29 protein-coding genes are annotated in these 25,049 nt (G+C 36.6%); 14 read left to right on the top strand and 15 right to left on the bottom strand.

What is annotated here, in order from left to right; translation table 11 throughout:
* Positions 1 to 7: 7 nt before the first annotated feature.
* Both FS608_RS30130 and FS608_RS30125 read right to left on the bottom strand, forming a co-directional pair.
* Positions 8 to 145 (bottom strand): hypothetical protein, encoded by a 138-nt coding sequence (locus tag FS608_RS30130; RefSeq protein ID WP_186328650.1) that lies wholly within the window; start codon positions 143 to 145, stop codon positions 8 to 10.
* Positions 145 to 306, bottom strand: a complete 162-nt coding sequence (locus FS608_RS30125) for a hypothetical protein (RefSeq protein WP_166257651.1) — start codon at positions 304 to 306, stop codon at positions 145 to 147. The genes FS608_RS30130 and FS608_RS30125 overlap by 1 nt, the downstream gene beginning before the upstream one ends.
* 140 nt (positions 307 to 446) lie before the next feature.
* On the opposite strand from FS608_RS30125, the gene FS608_RS07685 reads away from it, so the two are divergent.
* From FS608_RS07685 to FS608_RS07660, 6 genes are all read left to right on the top strand, one after another.
* Positions 447 to 800 carry a DUF3905 domain-containing protein gene (locus FS608_RS07685; RefSeq protein WP_144548689.1) on the top strand — a complete coding sequence of 118 codons (354 nt, stop codon included), beginning with the start codon at positions 447 to 449 and terminating at the stop codon, positions 798 to 800.
* A gap of 114 nt (positions 801 to 914) precedes the next feature.
* Positions 915 to 2,042, top strand: a complete 1,128-nt coding sequence (locus FS608_RS07680) for a CdaR family transcriptional regulator (RefSeq protein ID WP_144548688.1) — start codon at positions 915 to 917, stop codon at positions 2,040 to 2,042.
* Between the two features lie 110 nt (positions 2,043 to 2,152).
* The gene (gene glcD, locus FS608_RS07675) at positions 2,153 to 3,616 is read left to right on the top strand and encodes a glycolate oxidase subunit GlcD (protein ID WP_144548687.1); all 1,464 of its coding nucleotides are present in this window, start codon (positions 2,153 to 2,155) and stop codon (positions 3,614 to 3,616) included.
* Positions 3,613 to 4,938 (top strand): (Fe-S)-binding protein, encoded by a 1,326-nt coding sequence (locus tag FS608_RS07670; protein ID WP_144548686.1) that lies wholly within the window; start codon positions 3,613 to 3,615, stop codon positions 4,936 to 4,938. The genes glcD and FS608_RS07670 overlap by 4 nt, the downstream gene beginning before the upstream one ends.
* A gap of 40 nt (positions 4,939 to 4,978) precedes the next feature.
* Complete coding sequence (locus FS608_RS30725) at positions 4,979 to 5,206, top strand: hypothetical protein (protein WP_260871623.1); 228 nt, start codon at positions 4,979 to 4,981, stop codon at positions 5,204 to 5,206.
* 77 nt (positions 5,207 to 5,283) lie between these two features.
* On the top strand, positions 5,284 to 5,481 hold the full coding sequence (locus FS608_RS07660; RefSeq protein ID WP_144548685.1) for an alpha/beta-type small acid-soluble spore protein: 198 nt from the start codon (positions 5,284 to 5,286) through the stop codon (positions 5,479 to 5,481).
* A gap of 40 nt (positions 5,482 to 5,521) precedes the next feature.
* Here FS608_RS07660 and FS608_RS07655 read toward each other — a convergent pair whose 3' ends face one another.
* The 6 genes from FS608_RS07655 to FS608_RS07630 form a co-directional block, all read right to left on the bottom strand.
* Positions 5,522 to 6,745 carry an anti-sigma factor domain-containing protein gene (locus tag FS608_RS07655; RefSeq protein ID WP_144548684.1) on the bottom strand — a complete coding sequence of 408 codons (1,224 nt, stop codon included), beginning with the start codon at positions 6,743 to 6,745 and terminating at the stop codon, positions 5,522 to 5,524.
* Entirely contained in the window at positions 6,742 to 7,491 is a 750-nt protein-coding gene (gene sigI, locus FS608_RS07650; RefSeq protein WP_144548683.1) for an RNA polymerase sigma factor SigI, read from the bottom strand. Before sigI ends, FS608_RS07655 begins: the two co-directional genes overlap by 4 nt.
* Positions 7,492 to 7,813: 322 nt before the next feature.
* Positions 7,814 to 8,278 carry a hypothetical protein gene (locus tag FS608_RS07645; protein WP_144548682.1) on the bottom strand — a complete coding sequence of 155 codons (465 nt, stop codon included), beginning with the start codon at positions 8,276 to 8,278 and terminating at the stop codon, positions 7,814 to 7,816.
* A 105-nt stretch (positions 8,279 to 8,383) separates the two neighbouring features.
* Complete coding sequence (locus FS608_RS07640) at positions 8,384 to 9,922, bottom strand: aldehyde dehydrogenase family protein (RefSeq protein ID WP_144548681.1); 1,539 nt, start codon at positions 9,920 to 9,922, stop codon at positions 8,384 to 8,386.
* A gap of 15 nt (positions 9,923 to 9,937) precedes the next feature.
* A complete protein-coding gene (locus FS608_RS07635) occupies positions 9,938 to 11,035 on the bottom strand; it encodes an SDR family oxidoreductase (RefSeq protein WP_144548680.1) in 1,098 nt (365 codons plus the stop codon).
* A gap of 142 nt (positions 11,036 to 11,177) precedes the next feature.
* Positions 11,178 to 12,758, bottom strand: coding sequence for a peptide chain release factor 3 (locus tag FS608_RS07630; protein WP_144548679.1), 1,581 nt, complete (start codon positions 12,756 to 12,758; stop codon positions 11,178 to 11,180).
* 175 nt (positions 12,759 to 12,933) lie between these two features.
* Between FS608_RS07630 and FS608_RS07625 the strand changes: the two genes are divergently transcribed.
* The 3 genes from FS608_RS07625 (at position 12,934) to FS608_RS07615 (ending at position 15,623) form a co-directional block, all read left to right on the top strand.
* The gene (locus FS608_RS07625) at positions 12,934 to 13,194 is read left to right on the top strand and encodes a hypothetical protein (protein WP_144548678.1); all 261 of its coding nucleotides are present in this window, start codon (positions 12,934 to 12,936) and stop codon (positions 13,192 to 13,194) included.
* Between the two features lie 147 nt (positions 13,195 to 13,341).
* Positions 13,342 to 15,081, top strand: a complete 1,740-nt coding sequence (locus FS608_RS07620) for an AAA family ATPase (protein ID WP_144548677.1) — start codon at positions 13,342 to 13,344, stop codon at positions 15,079 to 15,081.
* A gap of 125 nt (positions 15,082 to 15,206) precedes the next feature.
* The gene (locus FS608_RS07615) at positions 15,207 to 15,623 is read left to right on the top strand and encodes a YkvA family protein (RefSeq protein ID WP_144548676.1); all 417 of its coding nucleotides are present in this window, start codon (positions 15,207 to 15,209) and stop codon (positions 15,621 to 15,623) included.
* 29 nt (positions 15,624 to 15,652) lie between these two features.
* On the opposite strand, the gene FS608_RS07610 is transcribed toward FS608_RS07615, so the two are convergent.
* Positions 15,653 to 15,781, bottom strand: a complete 129-nt coding sequence (locus tag FS608_RS07610; RefSeq protein WP_144548675.1) for a YjcZ family sporulation protein — start codon at positions 15,779 to 15,781, stop codon at positions 15,653 to 15,655.
* Positions 15,782 to 15,814: 33 nt separating this feature from the next.
* Complete coding sequence (locus FS608_RS07605) at positions 15,815 to 15,910, bottom strand: YjcZ family sporulation protein (protein WP_098572537.1); 96 nt, start codon at positions 15,908 to 15,910, stop codon at positions 15,815 to 15,817.
* Positions 15,911 to 16,191: 281 nt separating this feature from the next.
* Here FS608_RS07605 and FS608_RS07600 point away from each other — a divergent pair, with 281 nt between their 5' ends.
* Positions 16,192 to 16,962 carry a glycerophosphodiester phosphodiesterase gene (locus FS608_RS07600; RefSeq protein WP_144548674.1) on the top strand — a complete coding sequence of 257 codons (771 nt, stop codon included), beginning with the start codon at positions 16,192 to 16,194 and terminating at the stop codon, positions 16,960 to 16,962.
* An 82-nt stretch (positions 16,963 to 17,044) separates the two neighbouring features.
* Here FS608_RS07600 and FS608_RS07595 read toward each other — a convergent pair whose 3' ends face one another.
* Together FS608_RS07595 and FS608_RS07590 are read right to left on the bottom strand one after the other, a co-directional pair.
* Positions 17,045 to 17,875, bottom strand: coding sequence for an undecaprenyl-diphosphate phosphatase (locus FS608_RS07595; protein ID WP_144548673.1), 831 nt, complete (start codon positions 17,873 to 17,875; stop codon positions 17,045 to 17,047).
* 229 nt (positions 17,876 to 18,104) lie between these two features.
* The gene (locus tag FS608_RS07590) at positions 18,105 to 19,286 is read right to left on the bottom strand and encodes a response regulator transcription factor (protein ID WP_144548672.1); all 1,182 of its coding nucleotides are present in this window, start codon (positions 19,284 to 19,286) and stop codon (positions 18,105 to 18,107) included.
* A gap of 365 nt (positions 19,287 to 19,651) precedes the next feature.
* Here FS608_RS07590 and FS608_RS07585 point away from each other — a divergent pair, with 365 nt between their 5' ends.
* The 3 genes from FS608_RS07585 (at position 19,652) to FS608_RS07575 (ending at position 21,387) form a co-directional block, all read left to right on the top strand.
* Complete coding sequence (locus tag FS608_RS07585; protein WP_144548671.1) at positions 19,652 to 20,257, top strand: DUF6230 family protein; 606 nt, start codon at positions 19,652 to 19,654, stop codon at positions 20,255 to 20,257.
* 37 nt (positions 20,258 to 20,294) lie between these two features.
* Positions 20,295 to 20,735, top strand: coding sequence for a DUF6114 domain-containing protein (locus FS608_RS07580; RefSeq protein WP_144548670.1), 441 nt, complete (start codon positions 20,295 to 20,297; stop codon positions 20,733 to 20,735).
* A gap of 94 nt (positions 20,736 to 20,829) precedes the next feature.
* Positions 20,830 to 21,387, top strand: a complete 558-nt coding sequence (locus FS608_RS07575; RefSeq protein ID WP_144548669.1) for a hypothetical protein — start codon at positions 20,830 to 20,832, stop codon at positions 21,385 to 21,387.
* 38 nt (positions 21,388 to 21,425) lie between these two features.
* Here the strand turns inward: FS608_RS07575 and FS608_RS07570 are convergent, their stop codons facing one another.
* The 3 genes from FS608_RS07570 to phaQ all read right to left on the bottom strand — a co-directional run bounded on the left by FS608_RS07570 (position 21,426) and on the right by phaQ (position 24,060).
* Positions 21,426 to 22,631, bottom strand: a complete 1,206-nt coding sequence (locus FS608_RS07570; protein WP_144548668.1) for a coiled-coil domain-containing protein — start codon at positions 22,629 to 22,631, stop codon at positions 21,426 to 21,428.
* Between the two features lie 420 nt (positions 22,632 to 23,051).
* Positions 23,052 to 23,642 (bottom strand): hypothetical protein, encoded by a 591-nt coding sequence (locus FS608_RS07565; RefSeq protein WP_186328649.1) that lies wholly within the window; start codon positions 23,640 to 23,642, stop codon positions 23,052 to 23,054.
* The gene (gene phaQ, locus FS608_RS07560; RefSeq protein ID WP_144548666.1) at positions 23,623 to 24,060 is read right to left on the bottom strand and encodes a poly-beta-hydroxybutyrate-responsive repressor; all 438 of its coding nucleotides are present in this window, start codon (positions 24,058 to 24,060) and stop codon (positions 23,623 to 23,625) included. Before phaQ ends, FS608_RS07565 begins: the two co-directional genes overlap by 20 nt.
* A 148-nt stretch (positions 24,061 to 24,208) precedes the next feature.
* On the opposite strand from phaQ, the gene FS608_RS07555 reads away from it, so the two are divergent.
* Entirely contained in the window at positions 24,209 to 24,991 is a 783-nt protein-coding gene (locus FS608_RS07555) for an alpha/beta fold hydrolase (RefSeq protein WP_144548665.1), read from the top strand.
* Positions 24,992 to 25,049: the final 58 nt, after the last annotated feature.

The raw sequence follows: 25,049 nt of genomic DNA, 5'->3' as shown, positions 1-25,049 counted from the left end.
TGCCGGCTTATTTCTTTTTATTGCTTTTCTTCTCTTTTTGAGTTACCTGCATAATATCATATAATTTTGTGCCGTTAACATCGCCAAATTCGATGCTGAATTCTTCAGTAGGAATACGTGGTGGGGTTTTACGGCGGCTTTTCATTAACTTCTTCCCTTTTTCCCTAATTTTGAATTTCGATTTTGAAATCTAATCGCATTGTTATTATCAGTAAATTCCGCTGAAAATTCACTTTCCTGAACATTTTTATGAGGTGTTTTTGTATATTTTTCCACTGCATCAAATTCTGCTTTACGCTTTGCCATCAAATAATCCTCCCTGAAATTAGTGTAATCTTGCTTCCATAGTTTTGAACAAACTTAAGGTAATCATTCCTTTCCTTATTTTTCATAAATAAATTTGTCCTACTCGAAGAAAATAAAGAAAAAACAGGAGTGATTTGAAAATGAAAAAAGCGAAAAATACACAATCCGCCAAACAAGTAAGCTTGAATGAAACGATGCCCCATCAAATCAGTGCCCCTAGCTTTGAAGGTACTGGAATAAAAATGGAGCCTCCCTTTGTTAATAAACATGGTGTTACAATCGGTGATAGTATCTATGCCTCATCTAATTCTCCTTTAGAAAACTGGACAGAGGATACTGACCCTTCGATTATGGCGGGAGATGAATGGGTTCATCCGACTAATGATATTGGCTGGAATACAAGTGAAAACCGTGAGTTATTGGAAAGTAAAAAGAAACCGCAAGCATATCCTTTTATGCATCCTTCAAAAGATGTAAGTCAAGGAAGTGATTAAAAGATATAATTTCTACCAAACTCTGGGTGAAACATCCAGAGTATTTTTTTTACTAAAACAACTTGCAGACAAACACTGCTATAATATAAACAGTTGTTTTTGGAGGTGTCACCTTTGATATTACCTGAATTAGCAGAAAAAATTGTCAAAGAAGTTCAGAAGTTAATTGGTGAAGATATTATAGTTGTAAACACGGAGGGCTATATCATTGCAAGTACAGACCTCGGTAGAGTAGGTTCTTTCCATGAAGGAGCATTGATCGCATTACAACAAAAACGAAAGATGATTATTACAGATGAAGACCAATTAAAGTTATCTGGTGTAAAAGCTGGTATTAATTTACCGATCTTTTTTCAACATGATGTGATTGGAGTAATTGGAATTACAGGCGAACCAAATAAAGTTACCCCCTTTGGTGAAGTAATCCGAAAAATGACTGAACTACTTATTAGTGAAAATTATTATGCTGAACAGTTTGAATGGCATACCCGGGCAGTAGAATCATTCATAATGGATTGGGTCCAAGCCAAAGAGTGGAATTCCTCCTTCTTAGACAGAGCTAAACTTCTATCAATAGACATAGCAGTCAAAAGAATGGTTGTAATTATTGAGTTTATCGGGTTAAACGCACCATTATCCAGAGATAGTTGGACAATGATTTTTAATAGGTTTCAGCAAAATACAAAAGAGGTTGTCGCCCGGTCAGGCAATGAAAGGATGGTATTACTCATAAATTGTACTAATCGGCCTACACGGGAGAGTATTGAAAGACGTTTAAAGCAATTTTTTCAATTCTTGACAAGCAATTTCGGGATTCAAGCGATTGCTGGTGTTGGTCAGGCAGCGGATTCCCAGGAAATCAGTAATTCTTATCGACAAGCCGAGAGGTCCCTGAAAATAGCTAAGTTAAATTCCTCAATTATCTTCGATGAAGATTTGACACTTGAAATGATTTCTGAAGAAATAAATCCCAAAACCAAAGCTGATTTTATTACAAGAACCATTGGAACCCTTTTGAAGGAAACAGAACTATTAGAAACCATTAAAGAATTATTTAAACAAAATCATTCGCTGAAAAACACATCCAATACATTACATATACATATTAATACCCTCCACTACCGTTTAAAAAAAGTTGAGGAATTAACACAATTAAACCCTAATAATATCCATGATTTAGTTACATTGTATCTTGGAATTCTCTTTTTGGATGAACAAACAAAAATTCAAAAGTATTATTGAGTTTTTTTAGATGTTTATCCATAGCAGGCAGACGCCTGTTTTTTTTATACTTAATTTAGAACATAAATTTATTTAACCTGTAAGCGTATTCAGTGAATGGAGGAAACAGAATGCTTTCCAAAGCTGTAAAAGACAAATTAATCAGCATTGTTTCAAAGGAAAATTTTGATGATGCTAAAACCGAAAGACTTGTTTATTCCTATGATTCAACCCCAAACTTGCAGGCAATGCCAGATGCGGTTGTCAGCCCAAGGAATACAAAGGAAGTCTCAGAAGTTGTCAAGGTATGTAATGAAAATAAAGTCCCTATTGTACCGCGAGGTTCTGGGACAAATCTTTGTGGAGGTACCTGCCCAACTGAGGGTGGCGTAGTTATTCTTTTCAAGCATATGAACAAAATTGTTGATCTAGATGAAGAAAATTTAACGATTACTGTCCAACCAGGCGTCATTTGCCTCGATGTAGCTAACGCCGCTTCAGCAAAAGGACTTTTTTATCCACCAGATCCAGGTTCAATGAAAATTGCTACCATTGGTGGAGCTATTAACGAAAACTCTGGTGGATTACGTGGACTTAAATATGGAGTCACCCGGGATTATGTGATTGGTCTTGAGGTTGTCATGCCTAACGGGGATGTCGTAAGAACAGGTGGAAAACTGGCAAAAGATGTCGCAGGTTATGACCTAACCCGGTTAATGGTGGGTTCAGAAGGAACTCTTGGGATCATCACTGAAGCAATTTTAAAGCTTATCCCCATGCCTGAAACCAAGAAAACGATGCTAGCCTTGTATCAGGATCTAGAAGCTGCAGCAAAATCTGTTTCCAAAATTATCGCCAATAAAATTATACCGATTACACTTGAGTTCCTAGATCAACCTACGATTAGAGTAGTCGAAGACTATTCTCAAATTGGATTACCTACAGACGTTCAAGCAGTTCTATTAATTGAACAAGATGGCTCACCTGAAGTCGTCGAACGTGATATTGAAAAAATCATCAAGGTTTGTGAGCAGGAAGGTGCCGTCTCCGTTCAAGTAGCATCGTCAGAGGAAGAAGCGTTAGCCTTAGCAGCTGCAAGGCGCACAGCACTTTCTGCACTTGCACGACTCAAGCCAACTACTGTACTTGAAGATGCTACTGTCCCAAGGTCAAAACTAGCGAAAATGGTAAATGCAATCAATAACATTGCTGATAAATACAATCTGCAAATATGTACTTTTGGCCATGCAGGTGATGGAAATCTCCATCCAACATGCCCAACAGATGCAAGAAATCACGAAGAAATGGAACGTGTCGAGATGGCTTTTGCTGAAATCTTTGAAAAAGCAGTGGAACTTGGCGGAACCATTACAGGTGAACATGGTGTTGGAGTGATGAAAGCACCTTATCTTGAATGGAAACTGGGTAAAGAAGGAATTGCCGTGATGAGAGCCATTAAGCTTGCTTTGGATCCAAATAATATCATGAATCCAGGTAAGGTTTTTGCAAAAAGTTATAGAAAGCGCGTGGTAGTTTCTGGCCAAGGAACAATATTAGCAGCAGACGACAAAAAACACATGGTGGTTTCAAAATGACAACTGTGAAAGAAAAAGAAATCATCCAAGAACAGTTTAAAGTGAGAATGAATGAAGATGAATTATTAAATTGTATGCGCTGCGGCTTTTGTTTACCTGCGTGTCCCACATATATTGAATCAGGCTATAAAGAATCACATTCCCCGCGAGGCAGAATCGCCTTAATGAAGGCTGTTACCGATGGTTTAATTGAACCGGATGAAGATTTTGAGCGTTCGCTTAACCTATGTCTTGGCTGCGTGGCATGTGAAACTGTTTGCCCATCTGGAGTAAAGTATGGCCATTTACTCGAAGAAGCACGTGATATTGTCAGTCAGAATAAGAAGTACTCATTATCGACTAGTATCGTCCGAAAAACTGTTTTCGAAGGATTGTTCCCACATCCAAAGCGAATGAAAAATATGACAGGGTTGATTGGGTTTTACCAACGGTCTGGTTTACAAACTATGGCGAGAAAAATTGGATTTTTAGGTATTTTGCCAGAGCATCTAACCTTAATGGAGAAAGTACTACCTCCAGTATCAACGCTGAAAGAACTGAAAAATAGACCGGTTCATGCAGAACCAATTGGAAAACAAACACACCGAGTCGCCTTCTTTAGTGGCTGTTTGATGGACACCATGTTTATGAAAACAAATGATGCTACCATCAAATTACTCCAACTGGCTGGCTGTGAAATTGTTATTCCTGAGGAGCAAACATGTTGTGGTGCCCTGCACGGTCATTATGGTGAAAAGGGTGGTTCAAAATATCTTGCCAAGAGAAATATCAAAGCCTTTGAAGATTTAAATGTTGATTTTATCATTACGAATGCCGGGGGTTGTGGCGCATTCTTACTTGGTTATGATCACTTACTAAAAGAAGATCCGGAGTGGGGCGAACGAGCAAAGAAATTTACAGAAAAAATTCAAGATGTGTCCGAAATTTTAGTTTCAGTTAACTTCCATGAAAGAGTGAAATTAGAGCTTCCATCTCAAATAATTACTTATCAAGATTCTTGTCATTTAAGGAATGTAATGAAAACTGCATCTGCACCTAGGCTCCTTCTGCAGTCTATTAAAGGAGCAGAGTATGTTGAAATGAAAGATGCGGACCGTTGCTGCGGTTCTGCCGGCATTTACAATATTATCGAATCAGAAATGTCGATGAAAATGCTTGATTACAAAATGGTCCAAGCCAAAAATACCCATGCTACCACAATTGTAACTGCTAATCCAGGCTGCTTATTACAAGTAAAGGTTGGGATTGAAAAGGAAGGACTCGCTGAGAAAATGCGAGGAGTTCACATCGTTGACCTATTATTAGAGGCAGTGAAGGAATAGGAAGAAGGAGCCGTTTGGCTCCTTTTTATTTTTTTGGGCTGTGTTAAAGATTAATGTTAATTTTGACACTCTGTTGATTGGAGTGGAAGGCACGAAGACTCCTGCGGGAGTACGGGGCAGGGGAGACTCCGCAGGCGCTAAAAGCGCCGAGGAGGCTCCCCGGCACGCCTGCGGAAAGCGAAGTGCCTGGAACGGAAATCAACAGACAAGTTTAACACAGCCATTTTTTACAAAAATTATATCCAATAACGAAAAACATTTCCACTAATAAAACAACAAAATAAATTAATAATACCTATACAGAGGTAAAATTATCTCTGTACTGAAAATAAGGAGCTGATTTAAATGGCTAATAGCAGTAACAAGTTGTTAGTACCTGGGATTGAACAATATTTAGATCAAGTTAAATACGAAATTGCCCAAGAATTTGGAGTAAATTTAGGATCAGATACAGTTTCAAGAGCAAATGGATCTGTAGGCGGGGAAATTACAAAACGCCTTGTCCAACAAGCACAAGCACAATTATCTGGACAAAAACAATAACTTCATAAATATGGAAAAGGTCCGGGATTACTCCCGGACTTTATTTATCCTTTTGATTACTCCTATGGTTTCCATAAGATTTTTTACTATTTTTGTCATCATGTTTAGCTATTTCTTTTTCTTTATTTTTCCACTGGTTTTCATTTTTATTATTGCCGGGATTTCTATGACTGTCTTTCCCTTTAAACTTTTCTTGGTTCTTTGATTTTTTATCCTCGGCCTTTTTTTCTTTGCCGTGATCTTTATGACTGTCTTTCCCTTTAGACTTTTCTTGGTTCTGGGATTTTTTGTTATCTGCCTTATTTTCTTTTTGATTATTATTTTGTTTTTTAGAGCGCACTTGATTTTGCTTTATTTGATTTTGATTTATCTTTTTCACTTGTCCGGGTGGAGTAAATTTTCCATTTATCCATTTCTTTTCTGGTTGCCTTTTATTTTCTGCAAATACCTTATTTTGAAGGGCCTTAGTTTCTGTTCGTTTTTTAAGTGGTCCTGAAGGCGTAGATTTAACAGGCGGTTTCGTTTGTATAGCTTTACTATCTGAAGTTTTCTTTTTATCTTTTGTTTTCACTTCATTTGTTTTATTAATGGAAAATTGGGTATTATTATCGTATAATTTACCAGCAGTAATACCTCGTTTATGTGCCTTTTTTAATTCCGTTTCTGTGGCGATAACAATTGTTGGCTCAGCCTTTTGCTTTTCAACCGATACTTTAATCTCCTCAATGTTCGCTTTAAGTTCCTTTTCCACATTTTCTTCCGGACTTTTGGTTCGAGCAGTGGATATGATAACGCGATCATTTGTACTCAAATAACCTTCTTTTTTCATTTCAGTTAAGATCGTTTGTACTAAATCTGAAACATTTTTCTTTTTCCAGCTAGTCAGATGCGAGACAATCTTCTTACCGTCTTTGTTAAATCCTGTGATCTCAATAACCTGCATCTTCTTATTAACACCGAGTTCGATACTTGGATTAACATCAATGGACATATAGGCATATGCTTTATTACTTTGATACATAGGGAAAAATGAGCCTAGCATAATAACGAACACAGCCACTAGTGCCCAAACGGGTTTAAATTTAAAAATGCGATTAATCGAACTAAAAGGATTTGAACTTTTAACACGTTCTATTGGAAAAAATTGAATTTCTTCCCCAATTGCATATGGCTGATTTTGCCTCCTGGTATGCAAAAACTCACCTTCGGGGGTCATTAGCGTTAGGAATTCTTCTTCTATTTCCATTATAATTCCCTTTTTCATGTGTCTAGCACCCCCTTTATATAATCTTTCATATAAACATAATCACTAGATAAAATAAGTGCAATGGCAATAATATATTTCCTATTTCGTTCAATCGTCTTTCTGCTGACATCTACCATTTTCTCTAATTGTTTAATGGGAAGACGTTTATTAGTAAATAACATTTCTTTTAATTCTTCGTTTTCTACTAACAATTTTGCAGCCATAATTGCGTTTTTGCGCGCATCGACATGCTTTGGTGAATTCTCAACTAAGTCAGAAAAACTTAAATCAAAAGTAGTTAATAATTTCTGAAAGTGAACAATCTCATCCTTTCTTAATTGTTCATCATTCTTTTTTTGATAATCATCTAATGAGAGTTCATTAACAATAATTGTTCCAGCTGTTTCTTCTTCGTTAGTATCATTGGTTAAGTCAAAACTTAAATGTTGATTTTTGGATTGCTTACGAATATAGTCAATTACTCTTCTCTTGATAATGACTTCGGAAAAACTCAATAAGGAGTTTCCACGCTCTTTTGAATATTTCTCTATCGCTTCATTGAATGCGATGAGACCAATACTAAATTCATCATCGGTTTCATAGATATATCGTTTGCATACAGAAGATACTGTTTTAGCTATAAATGGTTTGTAGGAATTAATAATTTCGTCAAGTAAGTACCGGTCGCCTTGTTGAATCAGAAGAACCATTTCTTCCAAGGTGTTCTTCTTTTTCTTTTTGGCCATAAACAATAAACCTAGCATATGCTCACCTCTATTCGACCAATTATAACATATGGGTGTTAACTTGGACTTTTTGAGGGTAAGCATTTAGAAAAAAAAAGCACCAAGATTGGCTATCTTTTCCTGTTTATTAAAAGAGCTTATTTTTTTCATTTCTTTGTTTCAGTTTTTTTATTTCCCTTACCACATCCTTTTATCTTGTTCCTTCTGTATAAAACCTAATTTTCACTACATAGTTACGTTGCATCTCAGGCAATTTGTGGGGGTTCATTTTTAAAAAAATTTTCCCAATAAAAAGCTTCAAACCAGAATATCCTGATTTGAAGCTTTTTATTAAATAATTTTAATTTTTTAGCTTTAAAGACAATAAAAATTTAATTAAAAAACCAATAAGCAACCCAGGAATTAAAAACAGCATCGGTAAAAAGACTGGACCAGGATGGATTTGAAAAATTGTAACCTTAGGCGATACCATTAATCCTACAGTAACAAAATAGGCACCAAAGACAAATGGAAAAAAAGAGTATTTTTCATTTGCAGGCATAGCAGAACGATAACCATCCCACAAGGAAAATAAATAGACACAGGGGTAAAACATTAGCCATTGATAGTTAAGAACCGCCTCTGCATTGTCAATTTCACCTAAAAAGCTGTACATGATTGCCGAATTAAAATGACTATTGGCATTTATCATTACTTCTAAGGTGACAAACAATATTCCTTTGATATATTGACCCATTAACAACTGACTAAAACCAGGAAAAGCAATATTCCAAAAAACAGCTTCAAGTTTGTTCATCTTTTTCATCGTACAGTCCCGCTTTTCATGGCATATTTTTTAAGGTGAAAAACCTAAACTTAGTTTATCCCATCTTTTCCAAAAAATAGCGGAAATTCAATTATTTTTCCCAACCTAATTCTTTTTGAGGATGCGTAAGTAGGTTTGTGAAAATTTAATCCAGTTTCGATTAGTTTGGAAATAACTTTTAAAGAGCCGAAGAAATAATGGGAATTTCCCTTGATATGGATACCAATGAATTTCACTTTTTTTCCGTCCGGTATCCTCGACAATTGCTTTTTCATGGCAAAAAATTATTAACCCGGCATCCCCATGGTACCTGCCGATTCCACTTTGTTTTGCCCCTCCAAAGGGAAGGCCATGATTGGCAATACTAATAATTGCGTCATTTATCACCACTGCCCCTGATACAAGGTTAGAGGAAACTCTTCGTGCTTTTACAATATCATTTGACCAAACGCTTGCATTTAATCCATAAACCGTATCATTTGCAAGACTAATTACTTCATCTTCACTCTCAAATGGAATGACTGGAAGAATAGGTCCAAAGGATTCTTCCTGAATTATTTTCATATCATGATTCACATTTGTAACTACCATTAACGGTAAAAACATACTACTATCCCATTTCTCAGGAATTAGACCGGTCTCTATACTGGCGCCCTTCTTTAATGCATCCTCTAACTGGTCTCTTACGATTTCTATTTGAGCCGGGAAGGTCATCGAGCCGACATCGTCATCTTCATCGATCCCCTGTTTTAAGTTTAAAATTTCTTTTTTTAGTAAGGAAAGAAACTTAGGATAGATTGATTTTTCAACATACAGCCTTTCTGCACTCATACATACTTGACCACTGTTAGTAAATGCCGCCCACACTGCCCCTTTTGCCGCACGTTCCAAATGAGCGTCTGCAAATACAATCATTGGATCCTTACCACCAAGTTCTAGCGTTGTTGGAATAAGATTCTTTGAAGCAACTTGTTGAATGATTTTCCCAGTCCGGACAGACCCTGTAAAAAAGATATAATCTGGATTCCCAATTGTAAAGGCTGCCCCTACCTCTTTTCCACCATGTGCAACTTGAACAACTCCCAAAGGGAAGCCCGCTTTAGCAAAAAGCCCCTCCATACATTTACCTACTAGTGGAGTTACTTCTGATGGTTTTAAAATCACTGTGTTCCCCGAGGCCAAAGCACTTAACATCGGGACCATTGCCAATTGAAATGGATAATTCCATGGCGAAATTACTAAAACCACTCCCCTCGGCATGTATTCAATAAATGATTTCTTTCCTATCAATAAAAGAGGCGTTTTTACTTTTCGGCGCTGAAGAATTTTCTCCCCATGCTTTATTATGTGATCAATACTGTCGAGTGTTGGCATGATATCAGCTACCAAAGCCTCCGTAACCACTTTTCCAGTATCCGCAGCGATTGTTTTTGCTATATCCTCCATCTGCTCTACAATAATATCTTTGAGCTTTAATAGATATTTTGCCCTCTCAGATATTGTCAGATTACTCCATTGCTTAAATGCAGTTTTACCCTTTTGATAAAAGCTGTCGACCTCACTTATTGGCGTTTCAGGAATTTCTCCAATCTGCTCTCCTGTTGCCGGGGCAATTATTTTAAGCTTTTCTTGAGTGGCATCCATCAGTTATCACCCCTGTTATAAAATAATAATTTGAAAGGTTGGATTATTTTTTTCTTGTAAATAAAATGCTGTCATTGGTTTAATCCCATCTTTAAAGTCAGGACAGGCGATCCCTGATTCTCTAAGATCTGTGACAGCTTGCCTGCAGTCGAATTGTCCTTTCCAAGTAAAGTAATCCAATGCTTCTTTCTCTACTCCCAGAAATTTGCGCAACGGTTTAATAGAAAGGAACCATTTCCCCACAGTTAATGGTATCATTCCTTTTGGTTGTTTGTTTAGCATTTCTTGCATCATGATTTCATATATTTCTGAAGCACGATAGGGATGAGGATCTGTTAGATGATACGTTTTTCCAGCAGCTTTGTTTAATTGGCTAAGATACGTAGTTGCTTGAATAATATAATCTATTGGAACAAGGTTCACATAGGCTTCACCTTTCCCTAATCGGGGTATGAGAGGAAGAAATTTTAACCGATCTAAAAAGTTCATAATAAAATAAGGGCCATCAAATTTAATGGTTTCTCCCGTATTGGAATGGCCTTTGACAATCCCCGGCCGAATGATAGTAACAGGTATTTCTTTTTTTAAAGTTTCCACTAAAACTTCTGCTTCATATTTTGTTTGTTCATAATGATTTTTAAAACCGAGTGGTGCAATAAGTTCCGTTTCATACAGAGTACCTTCTCTATTTCCGACCACATAGGCAGTACTAAAATAAGTATATCTATCTAGGTTTGGTAATCTTCGCACCCATTCATTTACGTTTTCCGTTCCATTTACATTCACTTTTTGTGCAATTTCTCTTGGAACCGCTAAATCATAAATGGCTGCTAGATGAAAAACATGGGTAACCCTGTGTAGTAAAACTTCCTGTTCTTCTTCTGTAATAGCCAGAAACGGTTTAGTTATATCTCCAACAATAATGTGGAAGGTGGACTCATCTAACCCATATTCCGTTATAATAGCCGCCGATTCTTTTTTTGCTCTTTCAACCATATTAGGCAGGACAAGGACAAAAACAGATCCATTCAATTGATTGTTTTTTATTACTTCGCGAATCAATTGATTACAAATGAACCCAGGAAACCCAGTAAAAAAGAAACCTTTTTCCAACTTATCTCCTCCTTAGTCTTTATCAAGACGATTGTAATCATTGTAAAGTCCTAAGAAAAGATTCGTCCATGGGTAATTAGTCTGAATTTTCAGTTTAATAAACGATTAAAAAAAAATGGCGGATTCTATTCCGCCACTTTTCTTAATCATGTTGGTCCATTGGATTATAGAGTTTAACCGATGGATTTTTCTCTTGAAACCATCTGAGAGCAAAATCATTTTCAAACAAAAATACATAATGTTCATATCTGTCTTTCACTAACATTGAACGAGAACTCGATAAATTTTCATCAACCGTTTCACTATCTACCCACCGGGCAATTTTTGAACCCATTCTTTCCATTAGTACCTCGGCATTATATTCATTTCTCATCCGATGCTCAAAAACTTCAAATTGTAATTGACCGACGGCACCTAATAAATAATCGTCCGTTTTAACGGTTTTATATAGCTGAATGGCTCCTTCTTGAACCAGTTGCTGAATTCCTTTATAAAAGGACTTCTGCTTCATGACGTTTTTAGCTGAAACCCTGACATACAATTCTGGTGTAAATTGCGGAAGTCTTTCATATTGAAAATCATTCTTCCCGGTAGTCAAAGTATCTCCAATTTGATAAGTGCCCGTGTCATATAACCCGATAATATCTCCACTAACTGCTTCATCGACAGTATTCCGTTCTTCAGCCATAAATGATGTCGATTGAGAGAGCTTGATTTGTTTATTCAAACGCGGAATATTTACGGTCATTCCCCGCTCAAATTTCCCAGAACATACACGTACAAAGGCAATCCTATCTCGGTGTGCAGGATTCATATTTGCTTGAATCTTAAACACAAAACCTGAAAATTGTTCCCCTAACGGATCAATTTCTCCAATGGATGAATTGCGCGCCATTGGCGGCGGAGCAAACTTTAAGTATGACTCTAAAAATGTTTGAACACCAAAGGCAGTTAACGCACTTCCAAAAAATACTGGTGTCAAGTTTCCTGCTGCAATTCTCTCAGCTGAAAACTCATTCCCTGCTTCATTGAGGAGCATAATTTCATCTAGTGTTTGATCATAAAGTCCGGAATTTTTTAGCGGATGGTCACCGGCAATTTCACCGTCATCATTTAACGGTATAAAACGGTCTTCATCATCTACTCGGAACTGTTCCACTCGATTGTTATATCGGTCATAAATACCAAGGAATTCTTTCCCCATCCCAATGGGCCAGTTCATTGGATATGATTCTATGCCTAGAACCTCTTCTAATTCAGCTAACAGTTCAAGCGGCGGCTTGCCCTGACGATCGAGTTTATTCATAAATGTGAAAATAGGAATCCCGCGCATCCGGCATACTTTAAATAGTTTGAGTGTTTGTGCCTCTATCCCCTTGGCAGCATCAACGATCATTACAGCACTATCTACAGCCATCAAAGTTCGATACGTATCTTCACTGAAATCTTGGTGTCCAGGAGTATCCAAAATGTTAACTCGGAATCCTTCATAGTCAAATTGCATGACACTGGAGGTAACGGAAATTCCCCGTTGCTTTTCAATCTCCATCCAGTCACTCGTTGCAAACTTTCCTGTTTTTTTCGCTTTTACAGTTCCCGCGTCTCGAATAGCGCCTCCGAATAATAATAATTTTTCGGTTAGCGTAGTTTTTCCGGCATCTGGGTGGGAAATAATCGCAAATGTCCGGCGTGACAATACATCTTCTTTAAAATTGTTACCCATTTCGTTTTCCTCTCTTTTGACAATAAAAATTTTTGTCCATAACTTCAATCTTATCTCTCAAACGGAAACTTTGCAATATTTCTTTAAACCTGAGAGCATAAAGAATATAATGAAAGAAAGCGGTAAGGATGAAAAATAAGTACCGTGAGTACATAACACATCGGAGGTACATGATTTGAATATTACTAAAATCGATCAGCAGACCCTGAATTTATTGCATAAAGCCTTTGAAATTATCCTCAATGAGAACAAGATTTCTTATGAAAAAATTGGAATTGCTGAAGAAGATGCCCAATTATTATTCTTGTTTGAAGGAAAAGATGAAAAAGTTCATGTTTTTAAATGGAATAAAGCATCTTGTATCGGTGCCAGTATTGGGGCAATTGCTCAAAGTGTATTACTGCCAATCATTCCACATCTTCGCTTATTATCATAGCTTTTATCAACCACACCAGCACATTATTAAAAATTGTGCTGGTTATTTTTTATGCATGCATTTCTAGTTTCCCAACGATTCCCACATCCATTTTTCTGGAAAACCATTTATAATAGAGTAGAACTCTGTTGAAGGAGATGAAGAAAATTGAAGCCAAGTATAAAAAAAGTTTCTAAGTTTATTCCGCTCATTGCAGCGTTAATATTAGTTATTGCAGGAATCGTCTGGATTATACAAACTACCAATAATGAAGTAGCTATACCATTCTCTTCTGTTGAGAAAACCATTCAGGCCCAACAAGGAAAAACGGTTAACATAATTGAAAAACCCGATGGAAGCCTTTATATTCATGCAGGTGAAACGGTTTATCTTTCCCATGTCCCACCAAACAGCCAAATGGTAGATAAGTTGGTTGTTAAATATAATATTGAATACTCCTATTCAAAGAGCAGTAAATATGGAAAATGGATATTAGGCGGAGTTATCCTTCTGTTGGCTGGGGCAGCATTCACGCTTCAAAAAACAAAAGGTGGATTGGGAATAAATAATTCAATGAAGAATAGTGTTGCAAAGTCTCGAAGCCTTCCCTCCATTAGTTTGAAAGATGTGGGTGGACTTGGGGACGAAATGAAGGAAGAAATCTTACAAACACTCTCGACCCTAAAAGAACCGGAACGAGCTTCAAAATTAGGGATTACACCACCCAAAGGTATTCTTTTGTACGGCCCGCCAGGTACTGGTAAAACTTTACTCGCTCAAGCAATCGCCCGTGAATTAAACGCTGCTTTCTTTTCGGCAAGCGGCTCGTCATTTAATGAAATGTTTATTGGAGTTGGGGCTAGCCGGGTCCGTTCATTGTTCAAAGCAGCAAGAAAGCAAGGTCCTGCCGTTGTATTCATTGATGAGGTCGACGCTTTAGCAGCAAAAAGAAAGGCACATGGCGGCGAGGAAGCTGAAAAAACATTAACAGAATTACTTGTGCAACTTGATGGCGGCCATTCAAATGATGGAATTCTTTTTATTGCTGCCACAAATAGAAAAGACATGTTAGATGAAGCCTTCCTTCGTCCAGGAAGAATTGACTTCTCCTTCAATGTACCACTTCCAGATACAAAAGGAAGAAGAGAGATTATTGCTATTCATGCAAAAGATAAATCATTTGATAAGGATGCTCTTGCACAACTAGATGAATTAGCAGAAAGTACCTCAGGCTTTTCAGGTGCGGAGCTCCATTCTCTTTTCGAAACGGCTAGCAGAAGAGCTGTTCGGAACGGCCAAGAAACAATCCAAAAACAAGACATCGACTATGCCCTTGATCGAACGATTTTAGGGAACACTTCCCGGTCTTTACAAGATTATGATACAAAACGTAGGGTCGCTATTCATGAAGCCGGTCATGCCATTGTAGCTTCATTAACGAAGCCGGGTTCTGTTAGAAAAGCAACCATTATCCCTCGTGGTGAGGCGCTAGGATATGTTGCACCAATTCCAAAGGAATTGCATTTGTCTACAACCACTGACTTGTTAGAGCGCGTCGCAATGATATTAGCTGGCGGGGTTGCTGAGAGAATGCATTTAGGAGAACACAGCATCGGCGTTAGTGGCGACGTTCAGCAGGCAAAACAAATTATCGAACAAATGGTAGATACCGGAATGCTTCAAGAAGGATTTACATTGACCTTCAATAAACAAGATAAAGAAGAAAAGATGCAAGAGCTATTTGAAAAAGCTTTACAAAAAGCAGAAAGTCTTATTAATAATCATCAATATCAGTATCAACAATTAGTAGATGCATTATTAAAGAAAGAAACACTTGAAGGCTCAGAAATTGAAGAAATAGTTTGGGGAACACCGGCAACCATAAGTGATAATATGGTATTAGTATAAATATTACCTACGAAAACCAGGTGCTGCATAGAGAGCACCTGGTTTTCATTTATGATGAAATATCTAATGTTTTTTTTATTTGGTGGTAAACTAAGCATGAACTTCACAAAAAGGAAGTGAATGAATTGTTCGGTAAAACTAAGATTTTTGAAAAAGAGCAGCATAAATATACTAATGAAGCAAACGAATACCTTGGCAATCCTCAAAAGACAGAAGGATTGCTAAACAAAGCAATAAAGATGGCAAATGAGAAAAAAGGAAGTTTAGGAGAAGTCTGGGAAAAATTGCAATTATTTTTTGAATTAGTTAAAGCCTATTCAAAAGGTGAATATAAAAATGTCTCGCCAAGCACAATTCTTACTGTTATTGGTACCCTGCTTTACTTTGTTTCACCACTTGACTTAGTACCAGATTTCATTATTGGCCTTGGCATACTTGATGATGCTGCCCTGATTGGCTTTACTGTAAAGAAAATCTCCACTGAATTAGATGCTTTTAGTAAATGGAAACGTGCTTTTTCAGATGAAAACCCGCTTGATTAAGCAAGCGGGCCTCCTTTTTTATTATGTTTTTATCTAAAGCAAGCTGCACCGACAATAATCAAGAGGATAAATAATACTACGATTAAAGCAAATCCCCCGCCGTAGCCGCATCCGCCGCCGTAACCGTAACCGCATCCGCCAAATCCATATCCAAACATATATCAAGACCTCCTTTTTATCTTATCGATTTCTTAGTAGCACCATGAAGCCCCAATTATAATTAACAAAATAAATAAAACGACTAGTAGGGCAAATCCGCCGCCGTATCCACCAGCTACACCTGACATTTACATTACCTCCTTTTCTTAATTCCATATATCCTATTCACTTGGATAAAAATGTGCGATAGACACATATCCATATTACCCAGTTTAAGAAAAAAAGAAGAAGCCCATAATTAGGTGAAAAATCAAGTACAATAAAGGATTTCAGCCCTCAAAAAAAATTTTTTACAATTTTATCCTTTTCCAATTGACATTGCTTTCTATTTTTCATACCATGTTCACAAATAAATTTAGATTGGGGCCCCAACTTGAGGAATGCTGCTACGCTTTTTTTAATACTTATCATGGTAATAGTACGAGCAATAACACGGTTTTATGAGAAAAAGAAAGAAGACTTTCCTTTAAAAATTGGTCATAGAGGTGCGGCAGGCTACTGTCCAGAGAATACAATTTCATCTTTTAGGAAAGCCGTAGAATTAGGTGTAGACTACCTCGAGCTTGACATTCAGATGACAAAAGACTGTGAATTAGTTGTGATACATGATCCAACCGTTAACAGAACAACGAATGGGAAAGGGAAAGTAAAGGATTTTACTTTACAAGAAATTCAAAGTCTTGATGCAGGAAGTTGGTTTCATTGTGATTTTGCAGGTGAGAAGATCCCATCTCTCACTGAGGTATTTGAGGAGTTTGCTGGAAAAATCGGCTTTTTAATTGAACTAAAAAAACCCTCACTTTATCCCCTAATGGAGGAGAAACTTGCGGATGAACTAAAGAAAAGAGAATTAATAACCGTTGACAAGCAAATTATAGTACAATCCTTTGACCGTGGTGCACTTAAACGTTTTCATGAACTTCTGCCTGCCATTCCAATTGGGATTTTGGTTAAAAGCACCGGTGTAAAGATGATTTCGAATAAGAATTTAAAGTCTTTTTCTAGCTATGTGTCATATGTAAATCCAAAAATAACCATGGTGAATAAGCGGGTGATCAAAAGAATTCATCACCATGGGTTTAAAACAATTATTTGGACAGTTAATAAAAAGAATGACATAAAAACGCTAAAAAAATTCAATGTAGAAGGAATCATCAGTGATTTTCCAGATTTATCTTAATCTAATTGAGTATATACAAAAAACTGGCAGTGAAGAAACGTTACGTTTCCCACTGCCAGTTTTTTCATTCTATAGGCCAATTTTAGAAGAATATCAAATAAAGCATGATTGCCAGCACAATACGATAAATGGCAAATGGTAATAATCTTATTTTGTTAATAAGCTTTAGGAAAAAGCGAATAGACAAAAGAGCAAAAATAAAGGCACTAATAAATCCTGCGATAAAGATGGGAAGGGCATCCGCCGTCATATATTCCCAATTCTTTAATAAAGAGAGAAAACTAGCACCTGCCATGATTGGCACTGCCATGATAAAGGTAAAATCAGCGGCAGCACGGTGACTCATCCCCATCAGAACTCCTCCAGAGATCGTTGACCCTGAACGAGAGAATCCTGGCCAAAGTGAAAAGCATTGAAACAAACCGACAGTCAATGCTTGCTTATAGGTAATTTGGTCAACTGTTTGTACTTTCGGACGCTTTGGACCGATAACGTCGGCAAGAATCATTAGGACGGCCCCAATAACTAAGCCAATTAAAACAGTTGCAGTTGAAAATAAGTGTTCATCAATATAGTCGTTAAAAAGAACGCCTAGAACACCAGCAGGAATTAATCCTACAATTACTTGAGAAAGTTTTAAACGGCCTTGTTCCGAAGCTGCTTGTTTTTTGAAGCGACCTAACCCTAATAAATCAATAAAGCGATCTTTAAAGGTGACAACAACCGCCAATATGGAACCAAGTTGGATAACGACTTTAAATGTGTTTGCTCCATGCTGTGTCAAAAACTTTTCGGATTGAAGCCACATATCATCCACGATAATCATGTGCCCAGTAGATGATACTGGTGCAAATTCTGTTAATCCTTCTACTAGCCCTAGAATAATAGCTTTAATAATCATAAGTAGATCCATTTCTGTTTATCTCCTAACCTAGTTGCAAAAGTATTGTAAGTGATTATATGGTATAACTCATCCATTTTACTCATTAAACAATAACAAAGCAATATTTATTAAATTCCAGTTTACACTCTACTATTAATAACGCAGGCTTTCAAAAAAAGGTTTCATGTATTTTTTCCAAAGAAAAAATGCGGCGTTAAAGTTTTGCCACATTCGGTGTTTTTTCTTTATATTGTTATTCTTAATCAATAATTCCCAATCGAATTGCTTTTACAGCAACTTCTGTTCTATTTTGCGCATTTAATCTTTTCATGATATTTGATATATAATCTCTTACCGTAAATTCACTTAAATATAGCTTTAAAGCTGCCTCAGCAGTGGATGCACCATCAGCTAAAAGTTTGATAATTTCAATTTCCCTTGGTGAAAGGGTAATCGAATCATCAATTAATAGATCCTGCTTCTTAATATCAGCCTTAATAAACTTTGTTAGTAATTCACCTGAACTTTGGCCAAATTTCATTAGTGCTGGAAACAAGCTAGTGTCAACTGTAAAATGGATGCCCTGACCTTGATCTAAAATCACTCCACCGATTATTTTCCCTTCTTCTGGAACATAAATAGGAACAATGATTAAGGATCCAAGGTCAAATTTTTTCACATATCTCTCGGGGAGGTCATTTTCTGCACTAGAAATATATATTGGCTGAAAATTCTTCATTTCGTGCACTTGTGATTTTAATTTGACCAGGCTTTCACTAAGGACTGGAATGTTCGTAATTTTTTCAGCTATCGCCTGCACTTCATCATTGTTGAAATGATGTCCAATTAAACCAATTCCGATACTTTCTTGATTGGTAAACTTAAATAGTGCACAGCGCTTAAAAGGAAGAAAATAGCCAAATCCAAAGCAAATATTTTCAATCGATTCACGGAAATTTTGTGAACGGATAATCCATTCATTAAATAAGATTACAGCATCCTTCCAAATACTATAATTATCTTTTTCAGAATGAAACAACATAACTTCACTCATTTTTGAAAATAAATAATGGACCGACGGATGTAATTTTGATGAGTACGTAATCCTTGATTTTAAGACCTTGTGTGCTGCATTTTCCAACAAATTCAGATGAAAGATGAGGGCCTCTGGCTCTGGACGACGTTGGAATTGTGCAAACCACTGATCTTGTATCTCATCCAACATCCTATATATATCAGATGGTTGATCATTTACGGACCGTAAAAAACTTACTAAGAAATCACTAATAAATTCAAAAACTGCAACCGATTTTTTATTTGTATTCTTTAGAGACTGGAGCATTAATCCCCATTCTGTTAATAAATCATCCTGATAAATTGCTAACATTTTAACAGCATCTATTAAAAGATTGTCTAAATGGTGGTTTAATGACTTCGACAATTCACCCGCACTCCCTTCCCTGAAAATCTAAGTTGTTATTAATTCTGAATGAAACACAGTTTATCTTCTATACATATTTCCTCTAAACCCGCCAAAATTCCTGCTGATTTTGGATTTTTTTGTATCTTTGTAGAACTTTGTTCTCAGTGATTGCCTCTGTTAAACTTGCCTGTTGATTTCCATTCCAATCAACAGGGTGCCAAAATCAACAATAAGCCTTAACATAACCTAGCTATTAATAATCTTCCTACAAATGTAGGGATTTCGGAAACTGCTAATTTATCATAAAATTGTGACGAATGGTGTAAGCACTTACAAAAACCCGTAATGCTTGCACGGTTTATATTACAAAAGGAGGAAAGGGAATGAATTTAACAGCAGAATCAGTAATTGTTGGCGGGCAAACAGTTAAAAAGAAGTTGGTCTATGCTTTATTAGGTGGTTTTTTATTCTTAGGGATGCTGCTTAGTATTTTTGGAATTACAGGTGTAGCCGTTGCAGCTCCATTAAGTGGTTTTGGTGAATTTACTGTCAAATTCGACAAACTGGTGGGCGAAGGTTTCCAATTATATGGCGGCGTTGCAGACGGGGCAACCACTAAAAATAATCCAGTTGCCGTCAATGCGATTGACAAAGCTACGATTAATGGTTTAGAAATTTCTAAAGCGATCCCTGCTCTTGGGATTCGGGTGGTTATTACCTCTGACAAACCAGTTGAGATTAATGGACTTCTTCAAAAAGCAACAATGGTAAATGGGGATGCCAAATTTGAAGAACTTACAATGTCCGAAAACTACATTGGAAATTATGACCTCACTGACCCAGCACAAAGAGCAGAAGCACTGGCTAAGGAATTTACTCAAAAGGCCAATACCATCACAATTGAAAATGGAAATTTACAAACATTATATCTTTTCCAAAAGACTGTAAGTTTACCTGGAATGAAGGTTTACTTCGAAAAGCTAAACTAATTTAACCACCACAGAATATTGAGTAAGGATGATAATTATGAACTCTACTTATTCAAAACGTGAGCGGTTTAAGAATTGGAGAGCAAGGCGCCCTTTTTGGGGGGCGACCTTGTGTATCCTTTCTGGACTGATCATTTTATGGGTACCGGCAAAACTGTATGAAGTGGCAGCTGCCCCAGGAAGTATCCTATTTGTAGGCTTCTTCTTAGGCGGGCTGACGTTGTTAATGGGTGTCTTGTCGTATATTATGCCAAGGCTTTCTACCCTTCTTGGTGTTTTGGCTATTTTTGCTTCAGTTCTTTCAATAATGGGTGCACTAGGCGGATTCCTCATTGGTACTATTCTCGGCATCATTGGCGGCTCAATGCTGATTGCTTGGAAGCCTGAGATTGCATCAAAACCGGCAGAGCAAGAGTCAAAAAACGATACTTTCGCAGAGAAGGAAGTTGCATCAGGTAAAGATATATTATCAGAATAGTAGTTTAAGGCTGCACCTTTTATAAAGGCTTGTTAAACAAACGGGCAAGCTTGTTTTAGAAATATTAATAGCATTCGCAGAAATGGTGATCGCTTTGGATAGAAATAATATTTATAAGTTTTTAATCATTTTGGTTCTTATTTTGGGTGGTTTGTTTATACCCACTAAGGATAGTTTTGCTAGCAATTCCATAATTATTGGATTCATTATTGAAGCTGTTCAATTAGAGGGGACCTTAGAAGACCCTGTCATTATAACTGAAGATACAGCGGTACAGAAAGCTCGGCCTATGCTTGAATTGAAATTTGAAAATCTTTCAGCAAAGGGTTTACGTATAAAAAAATTAGTTCAATCTCCTAAGGGGATTGTTACATTCGATTTGAATCCTAAAGAAACGGTCATTTTCAACAATTTAACCCTTCATGTTACAAATACTGAATTTGGCGAGCACTACTTACCAGATTCTGGTAATATAGGTTTTAAAAAGATTAAATTATTAGCACACCGTGTAACAGCTAATAATTCCAACCTTCCTCAATTCCAGTTAAGGTTTAACGAGGGCGGCGAAGTTGAATTGGAGCCAAGAAGTGAGGATGAACTTATCCAAATCAAAACAAATTTAAAGTATTTACTAAGGAGCCAGCAGCAATAAAAAGAAGCGATGCATTGAAGCATCGCTTCTTTTTATTGTTAGTCATTGATGATTCTCATAACTCGCCCATTAAACTTCTTTTTGTAAAATCCTTGTGTTAAATCTGCAACTGCTATTCCAGTTGAACTTTGAGAACCAATAAATTTTCCTCCGCCAAGGTAAATCCCTACATGCCCATCAATTTTATAAGTGTCAAAGAATACTAGATCTCCAGGACGCGCCTCACTTAGGGTAACTCTGGTGCCAGTATTTTTTAGGATATCTGTATGAGCGCCCACTTTAATTGCTGCCTGTCTAAAGGCCCACGCAACAAAGCCGGAACAATCAAATCTACCATGGGCAACATCATAAGAGTTTCTCCCCCCGCCAAATACATAAACAGAGTTTCCAATATATTTTTCTCCAGCATGAATGACCACATTAATCGCTTCATTGGTGGTTGTAGGCAAAGGAACATTCACATTAACGGTTTCATTATTTTTATCTGTATCCTTAGAATTATGGGCTTCGTTTAATAATAGCGCTTCTTTTATTGCCAGTGTACCATCTTTCTGTTGTAAATCAGCTTTCTCAGAAAGCTTTTCTTGCTCCCTCATTTTAAGTTCTGCTTTTAATACATCATTTTGCACTTTTTGTTCTAATATTTGGTCATGCATCCCTAAAAGTTCTGTTTTCATATTTTGCAATTCGTTTAACTTTTTCACTACTGAAGATTGTTTAGTTTGGATTTCCTTCTGATCCTCTTTATACTGTTTAATTAGGTCTTGGTCTGCTTCTACCATTGAAGCAACCGCACCAAGTCTTTCTACAAAATCACTAAAGCTTGAAGTACCTAGAAAAACATGAATATAGCTAACCTGACCACCACTTTCTTGAAGCGATAAAGCACGTTTTTTTATTAATTGATTGCGTTTATTAATTCTCTCTTGAATGGTTGTTATTTCTTGCTGAAGATCCTGTACTTCGGACTGTGAGGCTTTTACCTTTTCTTCTGTTTGAACAATCATTTTATTATTATCTTTAATGGCTTGCTCAACTCTGTTAATTTGTTCAGCTAGTTTAATTAATTCATCTTGGACTTGAAAAATTTCTATATTTGCTTTTGAAATATCTGTTTGAAGACCTGTTCGCTGATCTTGTACACTTTTAAGTTTATTTTCCTTTGCATATACTGCTGGACAAGAGAAAACACTCCCGAGTCCCATAAAAATGGTCGTACATAGTGCGATTATCTTCTTTTTCAATCTGGTTCCCCTGCCTTCTTAAAATAGACATCAAGCATCTAAGACGATTTAATATATTTTAATTTCTAGGTTACACGACAAAATTCCTATGTAATTACCAATTTAATAATCTAAGCTATCCAATTATGTAGGTCATTCTTCATATAAACTTTCCAATATCATCTTATTTTGTCCCAACTAAAAGTATATCAACTATCTTTGTCAAAAGATTAATAATTTTATTACATTTATATTTCATTGGTAATTACTGGGTAATAAGCAACTAAATGTCTAATATTTCCACATTCAGATTCTTTCAACAAATAAAAAGAGCCACAATCTCTATAATTTTAAGAAAAGAGATTGTGGTTCTTATGACTTGCAATCAATGCTTATATTGCTCAATGCTGTTGATTCTCCTTAGAAGTTAATACCTAGTAGTTACTGAATCTTTACAAATTCTTTAAGACTACCTTTGCTTCGGTCAATAATGTTTAAATGTGTATCTCTTGCTAATTTAATATATTCCTTCCTAACCTGCTGCCATGCATTGCGTCGGTCACGATCAAAAGCTACGCTCGATTCTGCATTTTTTTCAAAATTATCTTCCAATTGGTCAACAATATGGAAAACTGATTTAATTGGCGTTAATGCAAGGTTCTCTAACTGTCCAGAAACCTCTAAAACCAGTTTCTTAAGTTCTTCACTTTCATTCATTGGTAAATTCTCATCTTTGATTTCTTCTTTACCGAATGAAAATTGATGCATTAGTTCAGAAACCATCTCTTTGTTTGTTTTTTTCGACTGGTCATACAAATTCACAACCGATTGTCTAAATTGCTTATTGAATTTAATGACCTCTTTTAATGCATTAATGTATGCATCCTCTCTATTCTCCCGAAGCTGTTCTGCCCGTTCACTTGATAGCTCAAATTGATCCCAAAACGTGTTTACAAATGATCCTACAGTCACCGATTCTTCTGCTGTTGGTACATTTGTTTCTTTAGCCGTTTCATTTTTCTTCTGTGCCATCATCTTGCCTCCTCTTTCTATTATTAACTTTCTCTATTGGATCCTTCTTTGGGAATGAAGGAATATAGAGCTCAAAGAAACTGGTATACATTTTGAAAAATTGATCCAATAACGATTGGTAAGATTCTAGTTGGTTGGCATAACCCGTTAAGTATGAAATTCCCGCTTTAGTAATTGAATATTTTCTTTTAGCAGGACCGCTCCCAGTTGTATCCCATTCTGAAGATAGAAGCTCGTCCTTTTCTAGTTGTCTTAACAGTCTGTATAAATTCCCCTGGTCAAGCGTCTTAAACCCGAATGCCTCTAGCTTTTGGCTAAGTTCATACCCATGAAGTGACATCCTGCTAAGAAGCAATAAAATAAATGGCAGCACAAAGTTTTTTGATGGATTAATCGTTTGATTGTCCTGATTCACCATATCTTTATCACCTCACCCTATATGTATTTTACACCTATGAGTAATATTTTGTCAACTCAGCAAATATTTATGAGTAAAAGTTAAAAATTGGTGTCTACACTTCCCTCTAATTAGCAAAAGACTAATAAAAATTAAAAGGTGGTGTGAAATGGAAGAAGCAAGAATTAGTAAATTGGGAGTGCCATATATGCACTTAGGTACAGGCGACCCGTTGGTCTTGATCCATGGTTTAGGTGAAGTAAAAGAAGGGTGGGAAGACCAATTTGAATTGGCTGATCAGTACGAGTTGATCATCCCTGATTTACGTGGACATGGAGAATGCAGTAATACGGAAGGAATATCAATAAAAAACTTTGCCTTAGATATACTCGGCTTATTAAATGAATTAAAAATTGAAAGTGCTCATATTTTGGGTCTGTCAATGGGTGGTGCCGTTGCGCAGGAGATTTACCGGCAGGCACCTGAACGCTGCCGCACTCTCCTGTTAATTAGTTCATTTCATTATTTTCCTAAGAAACTTAAAAGTGTATTATATGAACCACGAAAAGAACTTCTCCAGCAGATTTCATACATGAAAGAACACTCGGATTATGCCGCACGGATGACACTCTATTCCTGGAATAAGGACACTGTTGAAAAATTTAATAAGTTTTTCCAACCTAAACCACAGATATTTATTGACTCATTAGTGGCATGTTTTGAGGTAAATAATTTATCGTTATTACCAATGGTAGTTGTTCCGACCCTTATTGTTGGAAGTCAGTACGACTCTGTCTTGCCTATTTGGATTCAGGCTTGGATGCACAAGCTGATTCCAAATTCAGAGTTTATTATTATGAGAAATACCGGCCATCTGGCCAAATTGGAGGCAAAAGACCGGTTTAATCAACTCATAAGGACATTCCTTGCTCAACAAAAAGCTGCTTCATAACTAGTAATATCGGGAAGGAGGGGAGTCCTTCCCGCTTTTACTTCATTCTTGACTTAAT

The organism is Bacillus sp. X1(2014), from assembly GCF_007678255.1.
The sequence above is the reverse complement of the archived record's forward strand: the minus strand, read 5'-3'. Positions and strand labels throughout refer to the sequence as shown.

What these genes read in the sequence shown, in the direction of transcription:
- FS608_RS30130 (WP_186328650.1), bottom strand. Translation starts at nt 145, where the DNA reads ATGAAAAGCCGCCGTAAAACCCCACCACGTATTCCTACTGAAGAATTC.
- FS608_RS30125 (WP_166257651.1), bottom strand. Translation starts at nt 306, where the DNA reads ATGGCAAAGCGTAAAGCAGAATTTGATGCAGTGGAAAAATATACAAAA.
- FS608_RS07685 (WP_144548689.1), top strand. Translation starts at nt 447, where the DNA reads ATGAAAAAAGCGAAAAATACACAATCCGCCAAACAAGTAAGCTTGAAT.
- glcD (WP_144548687.1), top strand. Translation starts at nt 2,153, where the DNA reads ATGCTTTCCAAAGCTGTAAAAGACAAATTAATCAGCATTGTTTCAAAG.
- FS608_RS07670 (WP_144548686.1), top strand. Translation starts at nt 3,613, where the DNA reads ATGACAACTGTGAAAGAAAAAGAAATCATCCAAGAACAGTTTAAAGTG.
- FS608_RS07660 (WP_144548685.1), top strand. Translation starts at nt 5,284, where the DNA reads ATGGCTAATAGCAGTAACAAGTTGTTAGTACCTGGGATTGAACAATAT.
- FS608_RS07655 (WP_144548684.1), bottom strand. Translation starts at nt 6,745, where the DNA reads ATGAAAAAGGGAATTATAATGGAAATAGAAGAAGAATTCCTAACGCTA.
- sigI (WP_144548683.1), bottom strand. Translation starts at nt 7,491, where the DNA reads ATGCTAGGTTTATTGTTTATGGCCAAAAAGAAAAAGAAGAACACCTTG.
- FS608_RS07645 (WP_144548682.1), bottom strand. Translation starts at nt 8,278, where the DNA reads ATGAAAAAGATGAACAAACTTGAAGCTGTTTTTTGGAATATTGCTTTT.
- FS608_RS07640 (WP_144548681.1), bottom strand. Translation starts at nt 9,922, where the DNA reads ATGGATGCCACTCAAGAAAAGCTTAAAATAATTGCCCCGGCAACAGGA.
- FS608_RS07630 (WP_144548679.1), bottom strand. Translation starts at nt 12,758, where the DNA reads ATGGGTAACAATTTTAAAGAAGATGTATTGTCACGCCGGACATTTGCG.
- FS608_RS07610 (WP_144548675.1), bottom strand. Translation starts at nt 15,781, where the DNA reads ATGTTTGGATATGGATTTGGCGGATGCGGTTACGGTTACGGCGGCGGA.
- FS608_RS07605 (WP_098572537.1), bottom strand. Translation starts at nt 15,910, where the DNA reads ATGTCAGGTGTAGCTGGTGGATACGGCGGCGGATTTGCCCTACTAGTC.
- FS608_RS07600 (WP_144548674.1), top strand. Translation starts at nt 16,192, where the DNA reads ATGGTAATAGTACGAGCAATAACACGGTTTTATGAGAAAAAGAAAGAA.
- FS608_RS07595 (WP_144548673.1), bottom strand. Translation starts at nt 17,875, where the DNA reads ATGGATCTACTTATGATTATTAAAGCTATTATTCTAGGGCTAGTAGAA.
- FS608_RS07585 (WP_144548671.1), top strand. Translation starts at nt 19,652, where the DNA reads ATGAATTTAACAGCAGAATCAGTAATTGTTGGCGGGCAAACAGTTAAA.
- FS608_RS07580 (WP_144548670.1), top strand. Translation starts at nt 20,295, where the DNA reads ATGAACTCTACTTATTCAAAACGTGAGCGGTTTAAGAATTGGAGAGCA.
- FS608_RS07565 (WP_186328649.1), bottom strand. Translation starts at nt 23,642, where the DNA reads ATGGCACAGAAGAAAAATGAAACGGCTAAAGAAACAAATGTACCAACA.
- phaQ (WP_144548666.1), bottom strand. Translation starts at nt 24,060, where the DNA reads ATGGTGAATCAGGACAATCAAACGATTAATCCATCAAAAAACTTTGTG.
- FS608_RS07555 (WP_144548665.1), top strand. Translation starts at nt 24,209, where the DNA reads ATGGAAGAAGCAAGAATTAGTAAATTGGGAGTGCCATATATGCACTTA.